Raw genomic sequence first — 16,100 nt, 5'->3', positions numbered from 1 at the left:
AACCTGCCCAAGCATAGGGCAGGAATGTATATAAGGATGTAGCTATACGGCAAGCTCTAACGTTGCTACTCAACCGTTCCGCTTGCAAATGCGTTTTCACCTATTTGCTTACCGTTTAGTGTTTTGCCGTAGTAACCTTGGTGCTGGTGGTATTTTTCAGCATTTGCGGTGACGCTGCCTTTAAATCGAGGATCTTGTGGGCGTTCGTGACTATTGATGTACGCAGCAACGTCCCAAGCTTCTTGCTCAGTCAGCTGCACACTTTTTCCAAGTGGCATGTTCTCATAAATAAAATAGGCCGCTGTGTTAATGCGGTGCATACCTGCGCCCCAGTTGTACGCAAATTCGCCCCAAAGCGGAGGAATGTATGAATGGCCGTCGGTGCCTTTGATACCCGAGCCGTCGGCGCGATGACAAGTCTCGCAGTTCTTTTCATAGACTAATGCCCCTCGCTCTGGTGATGGTTCTTGCTTCGGTGCGGCGATTTTTGGGTAGCCACGTCCTGCGAGGTTGCCGCGCTCTTTAACGGGTAATGCTTGAGCGATAGCATCTGGCAAAGGGAAGTCTTGCGTTTTACCACCCACTTGGAGAGCTTTAATGTCTAGCTCTGGCACCGCTTCATCGTTCATACCATAACTATCGAGTAATCCACCCATTGCCAACCAATAAGCGTAAGCGCTGAGGGCAACAATTTCGGGTGAGTCGTAAGCGGGGGCTTTGCCGTTCATGGAGTATTCGAAGCAACCTTGAATACGGTCTGCGTAGCTGTTTACGCGATCGTTTTTCTTGCGATAAGCCGGGTAGGCCATGTACGCCGCCCACAGCGGTGCTGCATTGGCTTTTCGTCCTGCTTCCATATGACAGTTCACACAGTTTTGCTCATTGCCAACGTATTTGCCGCGCATCTGTTGCGAGTTAACAAAGAGCGAGTAACCACGTTTTACTTGCTCACCAAATGCGGTGTTTGGAATTTTACTCAGATCGCGAGGTTGCAAATATTCACCGTGATTTTCTTTTTTCACAGCTGGCAGTTCAGTTTGACGATCCGGCAGTGGCTCGTTGGCCAAAGTAGCAGCAGAGATGAGAGGCAATGCGAACAAAGAATAGAAACGTTTCATGTCTGCTCCTAGTAACGTAATGAGGCAAAGTAGTAGGAAAGGTTTTCAATCTCTTCGTCAGTGAGATTTTTCGCGATAGTACCCATCATATTGAGCGGGTCACCACTGCGAGTGCCGTTTTTCCATGCCATCAATTGCGTTTTTAAGTAATCAGCATGTTGGCTTGCGAGGCGAGGGAATTTGTCGACGCCCATTCCGCTGGCTCCATGACAAGTCGCGCAAGCTGGAATGTTTCTATCCCAATCACCTTGGAAGATTAATTTACGATACGGGTTACGAATGTCGGCTTGGTCGCCGCGTTGCTCTGGGTTAGTGAACTCGTAGCTTGGAAGATTAGCAAAGTAATCCATGACTTCTTTACGAACGGCAGGATCGCTAAGCTCTTTCGCCATGCCTTGCATGACTACGTTTTGTCGTTCGCCACTAAGGAAGAGCTCTATTTGGGTGTTGAGATAATTCGCGTTCAGACCGGCAATCATAGGCGCAATGCTTGGTTGACCCATACCATCTTGGCCGTGACAACCGCTGCATACGCTGGCTTTTTCAGGAATAGAAGAGGCGCTTGCGCCCATTGTGGTTGCCAGCAAACAGGCCGTCACCACAGGTAGTATTTTTGACATGCTGACTCACTTTAATTGTTATTAATATCTCCAAGTGTCTACTGTGATAGTGACTTGGGTGCTGTATTGTCGGCTTTGTCAATAACTAAAGGTATTGTGGATTTCCACATATTTAGAGGATGTGAAGAGCTGCTAAATGGCAGCTCTTCAGGTTTGGTTGTCTACTAAGCTTTGCGGACTTTGGCTGGTAATGATTGGCGAGCCGCGGCTCCTACCACCCAATCTAACAACACGCCTTTCCCTTCTCGGGTTGGGTCAATTAATCCGATGTCGTTAATGTTGACACCATCTTGGCTGCGAGTTTTTACGGGTTGCTGTTTATCGCCGATCCAGTGCGAGCGTTGTCCTAGCTCGGTATGACCAAACCCATGTTCAAATCCTAGTGTGCCAGGGCGAATCCCGCTGACTATCATCGCAAGTGCTTTGGTGCTTGCAGATGGAGTCTCGATAACAAACTCATCACCCGTTTTAATGCCTGCGCGTTCGGCATCGATTGGATGGATGTACACTGGGTTTACGCCTTTTATCGAGTTCAACCTTGGCGATAGGTTGGATACCGCACTGTGAATGTTGGATTTAAAGTTCGTCAGGCTGAAAGGCCATTCTGAGCTTGGGAACCGGTCTACCATTGGTGTGCCGTCGGCCAGTTTTTGTGGATGCCATGTTGGGCAACCCGTGTAGAAATCTCCCGTCATGGTGTTTCTTGCGCTGCCGACACGTTCATTCCATATCGCAACAGGTCGTGTCCATTTGTGCTTCATTTGCTCACCTTGATACGCTTCGGTTGCATTTTCAAAGCGTCCGCCGCGAGCAAAAATAAACGCCACTCGTTTCATCTCATCCGCTGTTAGCGTGCTTTGCATCGCTGGCACTAAACGCTCTAAGCCTGACCATGCAATGTCTTCTGCCGAAACTTCAGGCACGCCGCCTTTCACATAAGCCAAGTTTGCCGCAGCTCGCAAATAGAAATCTTCGGCGCGATGGAGAGCGTGCCAGTTGCCTTGTGCATCTTGAATTGCATTGTCACCAAAACCGCCCAGCTGCATTTTCTTAGCAACATCAATCAGGAAGTTTTCTAAACAAATTGAGCGACCGTCGGCGGTTTTCTCTGTTCGCGCTTCCACTATCGGCCAACGAGCGGTGACGGTTTTCACCGGAACATCGTGCCAAGGCGTTGCCATGCCCCAGCTTTCGTAAGTCACGGTGTCCGGCACAATGTAATCCGACAACGCGGTGGTTTCGTTAATGAATGCATCAACAGACACAATCAAACCGAGCTGCTTTGGATCTTTAAGCTTGTCTTCCAGCAGCGTTTTCAAACCGGGTACACCATACATCGGGTTCGCCATGTGGTTGATCCACGCTTTAACGCGATATGGATAACCATCAATAGCCGCAGATAGGTGTTCTGTCAGCAGTGGCGCGGCAAACGGATACCAAGGGGCGCGAGTTGGATAAGGGGATTTTCCTGCCTCAACGCGACGTTTGTATTCGCTGGTTTTGTGGTATGGGAATTTACTGCGCGACAAAAAGACGCCTTTCGGGCCGACTTTGTCAGCAAATTTGGTGAAGTCGTAACGAGGACCCGCAGCGGAAGTTGGGTAGCCACCCGCTTTGGCCATCGCGCCGCCTTTCATATTGATATTACCAATCAACGCATTGAGCATCATGATGGTAAACGAGTTATAGAACCCATTGGTGTGCATGTTGCCACCGTGGGTATCGACCACCGCTTTTGTGCCGTAGCTGGTGAAGCGTTTCGCTAGTTCTGCGATTTGCTCAACAGGGATCTCACATTGTTGGCTGTAGAACGCAAGGCTGTATTTAAACGTCTCTTCTTTGAGCCTTTGTAGAGACGATTTTACTCGCACTTCGCCTGATGCAAGCGAAACTGTTTTATCGACAAACAGTGCCGCTTCCTCAGCTTGGGTATGAACACCAAATTCGCCGCTTTGATCATCCACTATGACGTACGGGTCGGAATCAGACAACGCTTCGCCCTCGAATGGCAGATTCAGATCCGATGCGCGTAAAAACGTGCCGTTTCTCGGGTGCTGCTCATCGCTTATCACGAGATGTGTAGCATTACACCAGTGCGCGGTGCCGGCTCGTTTCATCGCGTTTTCCCCCGGCTGCGCTAAGAAGGGTTTGTTGTAGCGTTGGTTTTCGATGACCCATTGGATCATGCCAAGCACGAGGGCAGAGTCGGTGCCCGGTTTGATTGGTATCCAGCGGTTATTGTCACCTGCTGCCAAGCTCGATGAACCCGCCGGCAAACTTGGTGTGATGATGGTGTATTCCAAGCTGCCTTCTGTTCGCGCATTGGCGAGTTGGCGCGCCTGACGCTTAAAAGGGTTACCCGCTTGAGCTGGCGACATACCGATGAAGATGATGTATTCCGCATTATCAAAGTCTGGCTTTAAGTGTGCATTCTTATCTAAATCGTTCAGAAATGCGCCGCTACCAGCACGAAATGCGTAGCCACAGTAAGAGCCATGATGCCCAAAGTTACGCGTACCAAAGCTGTTGAACGCGAAGCGTTTGAATATGTCGTCTCGGCCTTCGTTACCGGCGTTGGTCATTAACAATTGGTTGGCTTTCGGTCCATATTCTGGGTTTTCAGGATCAACGGGCGTTGTTAAATCGCGAATATCGCGTAAGCCATCAACATGGCCTTCACCAAATAAATCACCACCTTCAACGACTTCTTTTATCAATTGCTCGTAGCTGATCGGAATCCATTTTCCTTCGCCGCGTTTGCCAACTCGTTTCAGCGGCTGAGTAATGCGGTACGGGCTGTTGCGAATTTCTAGCATCCCGTTTCCTCTTGCACAGGCGGTCGAACGGCCGTCAAGGCCCGCTTCTCCTGCCAAACTCAAATAAGCATCTTTGACTGGCGTTTCGAAAGGAATGTGTTGTTGATGAGAGAGTGGGTGATATGGGTTGCCAGTGATGCGCAAGATCTCGTCGTTGCGGTTATCAATGCGTACACGCAATCCGCACAGTGACCAACAACCAAAACACATCGATGGCGCAACACGCTGGTTTGGATTTGGGATCAGATTACCTTGGTCATTAACGGCATATTCTGGTTCGAGGGAATTGCCGTGGTGAATATCGCGGGTCTTTTGCCCAGCAGTGCCTTCCAGCGCACCTTCTACTATGTGCTTGGTTGTGGTGGCGTAACCTGCAGCAAATGCACCAAGCCCACCGACTGCAAGGCCTGATTTCAAAAACTGACGGCGTTTGTTATCCATAATGAAATCCTCTTTGATTAGCGTTCAGTTAAGGTGAGTGATGATGCGTTTGCTTCGATATCTTGTTTTGGCTGAACCAGCTCTGAGACGAGCAGTGCCAGAGCAAGCCATAATCCGAGCATGCCGATAATGCCTATCCAGCCATTTCCATCCATAGTGAGTTGGTATGGATACAGCCCTGCATCGAACTTGGCGATGGTTTGTACTTCCATGATGGTGAACCAGCGAATCAGCCACGCGCTTGCCAATGCGGCAGCAGACACAAAGCCGAGCCCTATGACGTGACGAAATCTGGCTGATGTGGACTTTTGGGTATCGCGTAAGAAGATGAAGGTGAGCAAAACACAACCTAAAACGACAAAAGTGAGCAAGGCAATGTTGTGCATCCATTGTTCGCTAGAATAGAGCGAAAATGTAGAGTTGTTGGATGCCCAAATGGGTAGGAGAATCAGCGTCAGAACGCCGCTCGTTACCAGTGACTTTTTGAGTAAATTGTTATCACCAGAAGTGAGAGCTTTCGATTGGCTAGGCAGCAGTAGCCAAATCAGCAGAGAGAATCCGACAGCACCCATAAATGCAGTGACAAACCAAAGAATTGGTGACGCGGGTTGGTGCCATAATGAACGTGATTTTACGATCGCAATTTCAGCTCCAGTATAAAGGGCGATGGTTAAGCCTGATAACACGGTGATTGCAGATATTGTGAGCATCACTTTGTGAGAAATAGCCCATTCACCAAGCGACAACTTAGATAACAGAGGTAGTACTTTTCCCGGTTGATTTCGCAGTGCGATAAGATCCTGACGCAGATACAGCCATGCTGTCGCAACCGCCAGCGCAGAAAAAACAGGCAGGAACAGCGAGCCTAGAGACATCCATGACCACGGCGTGATGTGCGCGTAAAAATGCCAAGCTCGTCCCGGCTGGTGAAGGTCGCCAGTTAACGCCAACGGGCCTACGATAGCGCCGATGGCCATTGTTAGCACCAGCACGGCGCGTAACCGATGACTGGTGTGTTGCTCAAATAACAGTGCGATTAGGAACAAAATAGCGGCAGCGTAAGCAGAACCGATGTAAAAAAAGTACTGCACCGCCCACGGGAGCCAAACCATCGCTTGAGGTTGGACTAACACTTCGGTGATGTTCATGCGCGATCTCCTTGTGGGTCGTAAATAGCTGGCTGCCCGTCGATGTGGCTGGTGAAGCGTTCATCCATGCCGATGTAAAACACGTGTGGCTTGGTCTTTTCATCTGGCTTTAGCACTTTGATGTTGTCTTGGTGCTTCGTAATTAAGCGGCGGACTTCACTTGATGGATCATTCAAATCACCAATCACGCGAGCGCCGCCCACGCAAGTTTCCACGCAAGCGGGTAACAAACCTTGTTCTAAGCGGTGTGCACAGAAGGTGCATTTGTCAGCGGTGAGCGTGTCTTCATTGATAAAACGTGCATCATAAGGGCAGGCTTGTACACAATACGCACACGCTACGCAGCGACTGTTATCCACCATAACGATGCCATCTTCTCGCTGAAAGGTTGCTTGAACGGGACAAACGGCTACGCACGGCGGGTTATCGCAGTGATTACAAAGCCGAGGCAGCATAAAGGCCTTTGCTTCTTGTGTGGTTGTGGAACCGTCATTGAGCGTGACTTCGTATTGTTTCACTGTGGTTCGAAACTGACCGATTGGCGCTTGGTTTTCAATGCTGCAACCTACGGTGCACGCTTGGCAGCCGACGCATTTACGTAAATCGATCACCATGGCGTAACGTTTTCCGACTTGTCCTTTTCGGTCGGCGGATTGATTGTTGCGAATAACATTGCCCGCGGTTGCGGTGCCAATACCTGCAATGGGGATCAATGCGGCACCCGCTGTAATGGCGCTAAGAAAGCGACGTTTGGTGGAATCCATAACTCACCTGCTGTTAGTTGAATTTGAACTGACTGATTCCATTGTGAGAAATGCGCTGCGACGTCGATATAGTGGATTTCCACATACCCAGATCAAAGTTGATCTAAAACAAATGTGGTTTACGGAAGGTAGCTGTTATTCTTGCTTCATTATTTTCGAAGGAACGATTCGACTCATCATGAACAAAACGCCACGGTTGCTTCAGTTTTGGATTCTTTGCTTGGTTGTCTTTGCATCTTTAGCTCAGGGCGCTGTTTCTGAACAAGAATATCTGCAAGGAATGCAGCAGCAAAAGACGGTGCAGCCAGAAGCCAAGCAGAAAGTCGAAGTGGGCGTGTTAGCGATACGTGGTCACCTTTATGCCGAGCAGAGATGGCAACCGACCATCGATTGGCTCAACCAGAAAATCTCGGATGTGTACTTTGAACTGCATCCGCTCAATTTGGACGAAATGGGGGAAGCGGTGAAGTTTCAGACCATGGACTTCATCTTAACCAACCCAGGTCAAGCTGTGCGCTTGGGCAGACAATATGCGCTGTCATGGATGGCAACATTGACGGGGGGCGCACCGCAAAACTCGAACTATAGCATTGGTTCTGCGCTGGTGGTTCGGGCAAATTCGCCATACCAAACATTAAAAGATGTTTCTGGATTTCCTGTCGCGGCAGTGTCCGAAAAAGCGTTTGGTGGTTATCTGACACTGCGCTATCAAATCGTGGAAATGGGACTCGATCCGAATGACTTTTTTGCGGATGTTCGCTATCTCGGTTTCCCAATTGATGCCAATCTCTACCAATTACGTGACGGCAATGTTGAAGCCGCTGTCGTGCCTGCTTGTCTACTGGAACAGATGCAAAATGAAGGTCTGTTACAGCACGGTGATTTTCGAGTCTTAGACCAACAGCCAAATGAACATTCTTCGTGCGCCGTTTCTACGCCGTTATATCCAAACTGGTCGTTTGCCAAAACAGAACGCGGCTCGTCTCTTCTGGCGAAAAAAATCGCGCAAGTCTTGCTTGCTATGCCGCCGGAGCACCCCGCCATTATTGCCGCTGGCGCGTCAGGCTGGACATCGCCTGTTAGCTTGTTGAGCATCGATAAACTCTATCAGGCGTTGGATTTACATCCATTGCAGCAACCTTGGTGGAGTGAGGCGCTGCGCTGGTTGCGCAGTCATCAAGAATGGGCATGGGCACTGTTTATGTTTGTGATTGTATTGAACGCGTACCACTTTTGGCTTGAGTATCGTTTTAGCAAAAGCAAACAAGCATTAGAGCTGACATCGCTAAGGCTGAAAGAGAAAAGCGAGCAGTTAGAACATTCACAAAGAGTGGCGATTGTCGGGGAAATTGGCAGCAGTCTGGCTCATGAATTAAATCAACCGCTGGCAGCCATTCGTAATTACAGTGAAGGTGGGTTACTGCGTCTTGCAAAGAAGCGTCCGCATGAAGATATTGTGCCTGTGCTAGAGAAAATACAGGGGCAAGTGGAACGAGCCGATGCCATCATTCAGCGTTTAAGAACGTTGATACGCAAACGCAGTGTTGATAAGACACCATGCGATATTCAAGCCTTGATTGCAGACACCATTGAGCTGCTTCATTTTCGAATGCAAAAGCAGAACGTCGCCATTGTGACTAGCGTTGAAGGAGAGATACGTCCTCCACTGGCAGACTCCGTGGGCGTTCAGCAGGTTTTGGTTAATGTGATCAACAACGCCATTGATGCGTGTGCTTTGTTTCAGGAGAAATACCACTCGTCGGACTACCAAGGTAAAATTGCCCTGCATTGTGACTACCAAGCTAACCAGCTTTCTATTCGCATATTGGATAACGGCACTGGGTTACAGCAAGATAATCCGACCCAAGCTTTTGTGAGCTCTAAAGCCGAAGGACTTGGGCTGGGGCTGGCGATTTGTCGTGACGTAATGGAAATGCACGGCGGCGAGTTTCTCATTGCTTCGACCACGCCGCACGGCTGTTTGGTTGAGCTTGTGTTTCCTTATCAAAACTAATCGGTATTTAGGAGCAGTTAATGATCAGCAGTGAAAAGCAGCTGCCTGTTTATGTGGTTGACGATGACGAATCGGTACGTGATTCGCTGGCTTTTATGCTGGAGGAGCATGACTTTAACGTGACGACTTTTGCTGATGGGCAATCTTTTCTCGACGAAGTGAACATTCATCAGGCCGGATGCGTGATTCTTGATAGCCGAATGCCTAACCTTCGTGGTCAGCAAGTTCATCAATTTTTGAATGAGGCGCACAGCCCATTAGCGGTAATTTATCTGACCGGTCATGGTGATGTACCGATGGCGGTCGATGCGTTGCAAGCTGGGGCGGTCAACTTTTTCCAAAAACCAGTTAAAGGCGATGAACTGGCTCAAGCAATATTACATGGTCAGATGCAGTCCGCGGCGAGCCTCGATATGGTGGCGGCAAGAGCGGCATATGAATCACTAACGCCGCGCGAAAAAGATATCTTACGTTTGATCATTGCTGGTAAGCGCAATATTCGAATTGCGGATGAGCTGTGCATTGCAATGAGAACGGTGGAAGTTCATCGAGCCAGCTTACTGAAAAAGTTCTCAGCCAAAACCGTCGCAGAATTGGCCTACATTTATGGCAAGTTGGAGAATCCCATCTAGCGAGAGCTGAGCTGTAAGATTAGGAGCCTTCAAACTTCTGTTTGATGAAATCGATAAAAGTTCGCAGTCGTTTCGGTTGATAGCGATCTCGATGGAATATGGCGGAAAAGGGCACCGACGGAATTTCCCAATTTGGCATCACTTTTATCAGTTGGCCTAGCTCCACTTCTTCTGCACAGTAACTCAGTGGAACACGAATAATGCCGTTGCCGTGCAGCGCGCCCATTACTAACGCTCGTCCATTTTTACAGCGCAAGTTGCCTTTTACGACCACATCGGTGTGGTCATTTGGGTTATCTGCTTTACGATAGCTCCAACGCGTAACTGAACCAGTGAGAGTTCGATGTTCGGCCAGCTCTTTTGGGTGTATTGGCATGCCATATTGCTGCACATAGCTAGGGCTTGCGAGGGTGACCATGTCAACGGTCATCAGCTTGCGCGCTACAAACCCTGCATCATCCAATTCCCCCATACGAAATGCGACATCAAACTGATCTTCAATCAAATCAATACGAGGCGAAGAAAAGTCCAAGTCAATGCTGACGTTCGGGTACTGTTGCATAAACTCACACACGTATTTGGCGATGATGTCTTCGCCGATGTAGCCACCCACACAGTTCACTCGAATCACGCCGCGAATCTCTTGAGTATCATCGACGGCGGCAATTAACGCTTGGTCGATGTCTCGCAAAGCTTTTTCACAGTCGTGATAAAATCGCTCGCCGGCATGAGTTAAACGCAGCGTGCGTGTGGTTCGGTTGAGTAGTGTCACGCCCATTTGCGCTTCAAGTCCGCTGATTTGGCGAGAAACGTGAGAACGAGAAACGGACAGAGCTTCCGCCGCTTTGGTGAAGTTGCCAAGTTGGGCGATCAAAACAAACGAGCGAATGTCGGCGAGATTAACTTTATTGAGCATAATGAGCGTGTTGCAAAAAGCGATGGGTTTAAGGTTATCACAATTATTTACCAATCATATCGGCAAGCAAGGTCGAACGACTTGAGCTTTACGACAACTTGCGTATTATTTTCTGCGTTTCCATCTTTATCTGACTTTTTATGAGCTTATTGATTTCACGACAAGGCACGCCTCAAAAGCGCGCGAAATGGCTGCTAGCAATGATTGGCTGGGTCATCGTCGTGTGTCTGATGCAAAATTCTGGTTTGGTTTCGGCATGCTCGATGAGTGATGACCAAACCTTGGTTTCTGCTTTATCTAACGATGATGCTCATGTTGTGAAAGCTGATAAAGTCAAAGAGCCGAGTAAGTGTGAACTGTCTGAAAAGTTGATTCAGTTTACCCAGCATCAGCTCGAAGCCTTCATTGTCGTTTTGTTCATTGGCATTGTTTTAGCCGCAGTTTGGCGATGCAGTGCCTTTGTTAACGTAAGGCAATGGACTGAGCCCATCTACGACAAACATCGAATTCATCTTACCTTTTGTGTGTTCCGAGAATGACAAGTGATTCTGGCCGAAAACGCCAGCCATTTTCTACACTTGTTATTAATTAGGAATCACTATGAATCACATTACTAAAGCGACTCAACTCGCGTCCATATTCTTTATGGCGTTGGTGTTGGGTTTGTTCTCTCTTACTCTCTCGGCGCAAACTACCGACACGGGATGGATGACCAATCCACAGCATCCGCCTGTGCAAACGCGTTTTGTTTTGACTGGTCAGCAAGATCCGCAAGCAAAAACGCTCACTGGTTATTTGGATGTTAAGCTGAGTGGAGACTGGAAAACTTATTGGCGATCGCCGGGCGAGGGTGGTGTCGCGCCATCGATAGATTGGCAAAACTCGCAAAACCTAAGCAAGGTTGATTGGCAATGGCCATATCCGCAAAAGTTCGAGTTATTGGGCATTGAGACTCTCGGTTACAAAGGCGACACTTTGTTCCCAATGACGCTGCATATCGACAATATGTCGAAACCCGTCACGATTGATGCAGTGCTCAAGCTCTCTTCCTGCACCACCATCTGTGTGTTGACGGACTATCAAATTCAACTGACCTTCCTGCCATCTGAGCTGAAAATCGACGAGCAGGTGATGTTCAGTTACGCCCAAGCGGTGAGCAATGTGCCCCAGCCATCGCCGTTTATTGATGTCACTCAAGCAAGTTGGGATGCAAACCAATCGAAGTTGCAAATCAAGCTCACGAACACTCAAGGTTGGAACCAACCACAAGTGTTGGTGGACGGTGTCGATGAGACAACGCGAGACTATAGCTTCAAGCTTGAAGGTATACATCAAGAGGGAAATACCGTTACCGCGAGCTATTTGGTGGATACTTGGTTAGGCGATGTGGAGTTAAGTGATCAGTCGCTGTTTGTGAACATCAAAGACGCCAACTTGTTGGCAGAAGAAACCACTCAAGCAATAGCTGAGGCGATAGTAGACCCACTGCCGAGCACGTCTGTAGTGAGTATTTTTCTGTTCGCTTTGCTCGGTGGTTTGATTCTCAACATCATGCCTTGCGTTCTTCCGGTTTTGGGGATGAAGCTCAGTAGTATTGTTGCCGCTCAAGGTATCGAGCGTCGTCAAATCCGCGCTCAGTTTGTTGCGTCTTCACTTGGCATCTTAACGTCGTTCTGGATTCTCGCTGGCTTTATTTTGGCGCTCAAACTGACAGGTAATGCCATTGGCTGGGGCGTTCAGTTCCAAAGCCCTTGGTTTTTAGGATTGATGGTTCTGGTGACAGGTTTGTTTGGCGCCAACATGCTAGGACTGTTTCAAATCCGTCTTTCGTCTGGCACCAGTACATGGCTCGCGTCGAAAGGCGACAACTCGTTAGCTGGACACTATGTGCAAGGGATGTTTGCAACCTTGCTTGCTACGCCGTGTTCTGCGCCTTTCCTAGGAACAGCCGTGGCGTTTGCTTTGGGTGCCGATGTAGTTACGCTGTTTGCAATTTTCACCGCCTTAGCTTTGGGGATGGCGTTGCCTTGGATTATGGTGGCAATTTTCCCAAGCATTGCGCTTAAATTGCCGAAGCCGGGTCAGTGGATGAACGTGGTCAAAGACGTATTTGGTGTGATGATGTTGGCCACCAGCGTTTGGCTACTGTCTTTGATGGCCAATCACCTACCAGTGTTTTGGGTCATTCTCGCCGGTTTAGTCGCGTTTATTGTTCTGATGATTCGCGTTAAACGCGTTCATGGCGATAAAGCACTCGTGGTATCCGGCTCTGCATCGCTTATCTTAATTGCTGGCGGGCTGCTACTTGGCAGTGTCACCGCAAATCAATGGGCGACACCGCTTCCTGAGGACTTAGCATGGCAGAAGCTTTCCAACTCGGCGATCGAACAGCACGTCAATAATGGGCGAGTGGTGTTCGTGGATGTGACTGCGGATTGGTGTGTCACGTGTAAAGCGAACAAGATCGGCGTGATCTGGCAAGATCCTGTCTACTCATTGCTGCAAAGTCCTAATGTGGCGACGCTAAAAGGGGATTGGACACATCCGGACGGCTCGGTAACGGACTTTTTACGAGCTCATGAGCGTTACGGTGTGCCGTTTAACATCGTCTATGGCCCGGCGGCGCCACAAGGTATCCCGTTACCTGTTATTCTGACTGATGATGTTGTTTTAAGCGCGGTGAAACAAGCGAGTGGGGGAGCCATTCAATGAGTTCGACAAAGCAGCGTAGAACATTCCGATATTGGCTCGTTCAAATCGTACAGATGGTGCTCATTGTCACCGCTATTTCTATCGCGATGGATTGGTATCGCACCAAAGATATTCCTAAACAGGAGGCACCACCATTGAGCTCAGTATTGAGCGATGGTGAATACTTCGATGCAATCGCGCAAAGTCATGAACAACCTGTCGTTGTTTACTTTTGGGCGACTTGGTGTCCCGCTTGTAAATTTGTAAGCCCAAGCGTGAGTTGGCTGAGTGATGACTATGCCGTAGTTGGCGTTTCTGGCTCATCGGGGCCGAATGAGCGCGTGGCGCAGTTTATGCAGGAAAAAGAATATCGTTTTGAAAACATAAACGATCCTTCAAGCGATATTATGCGTGAATGGAAAATTAGCGTGACTCCAACCATTTATATTTTAAGAAATGGTGAAGTGACCTCTATTACGACAGGCATCACAACGCCGATAGGAATATTGGCGAGAATTTGGTTGGCTCGATAACGAAATAAAAATCCGATATTCAAAATACTGAATATCGGATTTTTTCTTTTTATTTTCTCGCTCCAACGGGAATCATAATGTGTGCGTATGGCGTGCCTTTCCACATCACGTATGGGCCACCATAACTTGGATCGGTTGGTAGAGAGTCCAGCAACGCTTGATCTGGGGTAATAATCATCAAGTGTGGCCCTTCCACAATCCATTGATTATCGTCCGTCATCCCTTCTGCAAATGGGTCGGTGTTACTGGCACCGCCATCACCCGCTAACATGTAAGAAATGCCTAATGCTTTGGCTTGGAAAGGTTTTTTATTCATCCAAGCGTCTGCCCATTCCATCCAAGGACCATCCATACACATTGGAGCAATGCCTTCCAATTGAGGTGGCGTTGGGAAGCAAGTGTATTGGCTAGAACCTTCTTGAAGAACGTTATTGTTCCAGTCCATCACCGTTACTTTATCGCGAATAGTCGGTGGTGCTGCACTCAGTGCATCTTCTAAAAGTGCTTTTGAATCATCGGCTGCGATTGCGCCAAAAGCGCAGCTGACCGAAACAACAGCAGTTAAATAAGGAGTTAGTTTCATAAATTAAACCTCAAGTTAATACAACATGAGAATTTGAGCACTTTAATTATAGAGTGATATTAACAATAAGAATCATTATTTAAATGAAAAATAATAAGCGATAGGTTTGTTATGTTAATTTAAATATTGTTTTTATATACAGCGAATAGAATGATGGAAATAAGATTAGCTGAATAATCTAAGACAGATTATCAGGACATGTTTTCTCTTTATGCACTTAAAAATCCCATCGGAATTACGGGCTAATACTTTTCAAAATTTCATCTATTTCTACTGGTTAGCGCTGAATAACCAGCCGGTTACGTTTCATAAAAAATTAGCCATTTAATAAGTGCTTAGGTGCGTATTGCGTGTTACATTCGAGCATCGTTCTGGTTATCAAGGAGGAAACGATGAACGTAGCAAAAATGTATGATGATGTGTCGGAGCGCTATCAAAAGTTGGTGGATGACAGCCATTACGTCGGCCCACGTTGGATTTCTGGGAAGTTAAAAACCTTTCCCATCGAGCAAGGCTTGGCTCTCGACCTAGCCTGTGCGACAGGCAGTATCGGTCATGTCGTAAAAAATCACTATCCAGATCTCACCATCCATGGTTTAGACATCTCGTCCAAAATGGTTGATAAAGCGCGCCAAACTAACCTCTATCAAAGCGTCTCGGTTCATAACCTTGATGAGCCATTTTCCCCTTTGTTTGAGCAAACCTTCGACCTTATCACCGCACTTGGTTTTACTGAGTTTCTAGCAGAGCCTCAACAACTGCTGGAGTGCATTTCGCGTAAGCTAACTGCGAATGGACGATGTTTTATCAGCTTTCAATACCACGATCCGGATGGACAAGATTTGCCTCGAAATACTTATAGTGGATCGGTCGTGCATACGGCATATACCGAAAGTGAAGTTGAACAACTCTGTCAGCGGGCTGGGTTGGAAGTGGTTTCCTTAGAAAATGTGATTGGTTACGTATCTGGTGTTGGTTATGTGTGCAGATACTTGATGCTAGAGCTGAAAAAGTCACACCGCTGAAATAAGTAACAAACAAGGACTGTTTTTGAAAACACAAGATTTAACCGAGTTCGGGTCGGGCATTGAATACGATGCCCAATACGAGCAGCATTACCATTACGACATTGCTTTCATCACAAGGTTAATCGAAGAAACCAATGCTCGAAGTGTACTGGATGTCTGTTGTGGTTCCGGCATTGTCACGATTCCAGTCTCTGAGCAACTCAACGAAGCCATTGGCATTGATATTTCTGAAGGGATGCTCAAACACGCAAAGGACAAAGCCAAAAGTAGGAGTAACTTACGTTTTCCTCATCTCGACGCAACCCAGTTTTCGTTAGGTAAGAAGTTTGACCTAGCCATAATGACAGGGAATGCATTCCAAGCCTTTTTAAGTGACGACATGCTGGCAGGCGCACTGAGCTCAATATCAAAGCACCTAGAAAAAGGTGGGCGATTTGTCTTCGATACGCGGTTACCAACGCCAGAGAATCTAGAATTGGATCATGAGATGGCGCTGTGGCAAACCTATGTTTCTCCAACCTATGGTGAAGTGAATTATTTCGGTATGAAGGCCGAGTATGACTTGCAAACGTTCATCATGTATTTGAACAAAGAGCGCCATTTTGAAAGTGGAACGATTGAGCATTCCAGCATTGATTTAAAATATCGCCCGCTGGAAGACATAGAGGTTTTCCTTGAACAAGCGGGATTCAGAATTATAGAGAAGTACCAATCTTGGTCAGCGCAAGTATTTGAGGCGAATGCCAACTCGCTTGTCTGTGTGGCTGAGAAAATATAAACCAATGTTGAGGGATAC

General features: G+C 47.8%; 14 protein-coding genes. 7 read left to right on the top strand and 7 right to left on the bottom strand.

Going from position 1 to position 16,100, the window contains the following annotated elements:
- Positions 1–65 precede the first annotated feature (65 nt).
- From DYB02_RS11970 to dsrO, 5 genes are all read right to left on the bottom strand, one after another.
- Positions 66–1,118: a c-type cytochrome gene (locus tag DYB02_RS11970; protein WP_025442081.1), complete on the bottom strand. Its 1,053-nt coding sequence runs from the start codon at positions 1,116–1,118 to the stop codon at positions 66–68.
- 8 nt (positions 1,119–1,126) lie between these two features.
- Positions 1,127–1,690 (bottom strand): c-type cytochrome, encoded by a 564-nt coding sequence (locus tag DYB02_RS11965; RefSeq protein WP_370446067.1) that lies wholly within the window; start codon positions 1,688–1,690, stop codon positions 1,127–1,129.
- A 212-nt stretch (positions 1,691–1,902) separates the two neighbouring features.
- Entirely contained in the window at positions 1,903–4,995 is a 3,093-nt protein-coding gene (locus DYB02_RS11960) for a tetrathionate reductase subunit A (protein WP_029803717.1), read from the bottom strand.
- A 17-nt stretch (positions 4,996–5,012) separates the two neighbouring features.
- Positions 5,013–6,143 (bottom strand): NrfD/PsrC family molybdoenzyme membrane anchor subunit, encoded by a 1,131-nt coding sequence (nrfD, locus tag DYB02_RS11955; protein ID WP_029803716.1) that lies wholly within the window; start codon positions 6,141–6,143, stop codon positions 5,013–5,015.
- The gene (dsrO, locus tag DYB02_RS11950) at positions 6,140–6,907 is read right to left on the bottom strand and encodes a sulfate reduction electron transfer complex DsrMKJOP subunit DsrO (protein WP_029803715.1); all 768 of its coding nucleotides are present in this window, start codon (positions 6,905–6,907) and stop codon (positions 6,140–6,142) included. The genes nrfD and dsrO overlap by 4 nt, the downstream gene beginning before the upstream one ends.
- Before the next feature lie 178 nt (positions 6,908–7,085).
- On the opposite strand from dsrO, the gene DYB02_RS11945 reads away from it, so the two are divergent.
- Positions 7,086–8,921, top strand: a complete 1,836-nt coding sequence (locus DYB02_RS11945; protein ID WP_029803713.1) for a sensor histidine kinase — start codon at positions 7,086–7,088, stop codon at positions 8,919–8,921.
- A gap of 20 nt (positions 8,922–8,941) precedes the next feature.
- Complete coding sequence (locus DYB02_RS11940) at positions 8,942–9,553, top strand: response regulator transcription factor (protein WP_005457930.1); 612 nt, start codon at positions 8,942–8,944, stop codon at positions 9,551–9,553.
- 19 nt (positions 9,554–9,572) lie between these two features.
- Here DYB02_RS11940 and DYB02_RS11935 read toward each other — a convergent pair whose 3' ends face one another.
- Complete coding sequence (locus tag DYB02_RS11935) at positions 9,573–10,469, bottom strand: LysR family transcriptional regulator (RefSeq protein WP_029803712.1); 897 nt, start codon at positions 10,467–10,469, stop codon at positions 9,573–9,575.
- A gap of 140 nt (positions 10,470–10,609) precedes the next feature.
- Between DYB02_RS11935 and DYB02_RS11930 the strand changes: the two genes are divergently transcribed.
- The 3 genes from DYB02_RS11930 to DYB02_RS11920 all read left to right on the top strand — a co-directional run bounded on the left by DYB02_RS11930 (position 10,610) and on the right by DYB02_RS11920 (position 13,693).
- Entirely contained in the window at positions 10,610–11,008 is a 399-nt protein-coding gene (locus DYB02_RS11930; protein WP_029803711.1) for a hypothetical protein, read from the top strand.
- 61 nt (positions 11,009–11,069) lie between these two features.
- The gene (locus DYB02_RS11925) at positions 11,070–13,181 is read left to right on the top strand and encodes a protein-disulfide reductase DsbD family protein (protein ID WP_029803709.1); all 2,112 of its coding nucleotides are present in this window, start codon (positions 11,070–11,072) and stop codon (positions 13,179–13,181) included.
- Positions 13,178–13,693, top strand: coding sequence for a protein disulfide oxidoreductase (locus DYB02_RS11920; RefSeq protein WP_029803707.1), 516 nt, complete (start codon positions 13,178–13,180; stop codon positions 13,691–13,693). The genes DYB02_RS11925 and DYB02_RS11920 overlap by 4 nt, the downstream gene beginning before the upstream one ends.
- A gap of 49 nt (positions 13,694–13,742) precedes the next feature.
- Here the strand turns inward: DYB02_RS11920 and DYB02_RS11915 are convergent, their stop codons facing one another.
- Positions 13,743–14,276 (bottom strand): hypothetical protein, encoded by a 534-nt coding sequence (locus DYB02_RS11915; protein WP_005397084.1) that lies wholly within the window; start codon positions 14,274–14,276, stop codon positions 13,743–13,745.
- A gap of 392 nt (positions 14,277–14,668) precedes the next feature.
- Here DYB02_RS11915 and DYB02_RS11910 point away from each other — a divergent pair, with 392 nt between their 5' ends.
- The gene (locus DYB02_RS11910) at positions 14,669–15,301 is read left to right on the top strand and encodes a class I SAM-dependent DNA methyltransferase (RefSeq protein ID WP_029803706.1); all 633 of its coding nucleotides are present in this window, start codon (positions 14,669–14,671) and stop codon (positions 15,299–15,301) included.
- A 25-nt stretch (positions 15,302–15,326) separates the two neighbouring features.
- Positions 15,327–16,082 (top strand): class I SAM-dependent methyltransferase, encoded by a 756-nt coding sequence (locus tag DYB02_RS11905; protein WP_029803704.1) that lies wholly within the window; start codon positions 15,327–15,329, stop codon positions 16,080–16,082.
- Positions 16,083–16,100: the final 18 nt, after the last annotated feature.

The organism is Vibrio parahaemolyticus (assembly GCF_900460535.1).
Lineage (GTDB): Bacteria > Pseudomonadota > Gammaproteobacteria > Enterobacterales > Vibrionaceae > Vibrio > Vibrio parahaemolyticus.
The sequence above is the reverse complement of the archived record's forward strand: the minus strand, read 5'-3'. Positions and strand labels throughout refer to the sequence as shown.

Coding starts and splice junctions, on each gene's coding strand:
- DYB02_RS11970 (WP_025442081.1), bottom strand. CDS start 1,118: ATGAAACGTTTCTATTCTTTGTTCGCATTGCCTCTCATCTCTGCTGCT.
- DYB02_RS11965 (WP_370446067.1), bottom strand. CDS start 1,690: ATGGGCGCAAGCGCCTCTTCTATTCCTGAAAAAGCCAGCGTATGCAGC.
- DYB02_RS11960 (WP_029803717.1), bottom strand. CDS start 4,995: ATGGATAACAAACGCCGTCAGTTTTTGAAATCAGGCCTTGCAGTCGGT.
- nrfD (WP_029803716.1), bottom strand. CDS start 6,143: ATGAACATCACCGAAGTGTTAGTCCAACCTCAAGCGATGGTTTGGCTC.
- dsrO (WP_029803715.1), bottom strand. CDS start 6,907: ATGGATTCCACCAAACGTCGCTTTCTTAGCGCCATTACAGCGGGTGCC.
- DYB02_RS11945 (WP_029803713.1), top strand. CDS start 7,086: ATGAACAAAACGCCACGGTTGCTTCAGTTTTGGATTCTTTGCTTGGTT.
- DYB02_RS11940 (WP_005457930.1), top strand. CDS start 8,942: ATGATCAGCAGTGAAAAGCAGCTGCCTGTTTATGTGGTTGACGATGAC.
- DYB02_RS11935 (WP_029803712.1), bottom strand. CDS start 10,469: ATGCTCAATAAAGTTAATCTCGCCGACATTCGCTCGTTTGTTTTGATC.
- DYB02_RS11930 (WP_029803711.1), top strand. CDS start 10,610: ATGAGCTTATTGATTTCACGACAAGGCACGCCTCAAAAGCGCGCGAAA.
- DYB02_RS11925 (WP_029803709.1), top strand. CDS start 11,070: ATGAATCACATTACTAAAGCGACTCAACTCGCGTCCATATTCTTTATG.
- DYB02_RS11920 (WP_029803707.1), top strand. CDS start 13,178: ATGAGTTCGACAAAGCAGCGTAGAACATTCCGATATTGGCTCGTTCAA.
- DYB02_RS11915 (WP_005397084.1), bottom strand. CDS start 14,276: ATGAAACTAACTCCTTATTTAACTGCTGTTGTTTCGGTCAGCTGCGCT.
- DYB02_RS11910 (WP_029803706.1), top strand. CDS start 14,669: ATGAACGTAGCAAAAATGTATGATGATGTGTCGGAGCGCTATCAAAAG.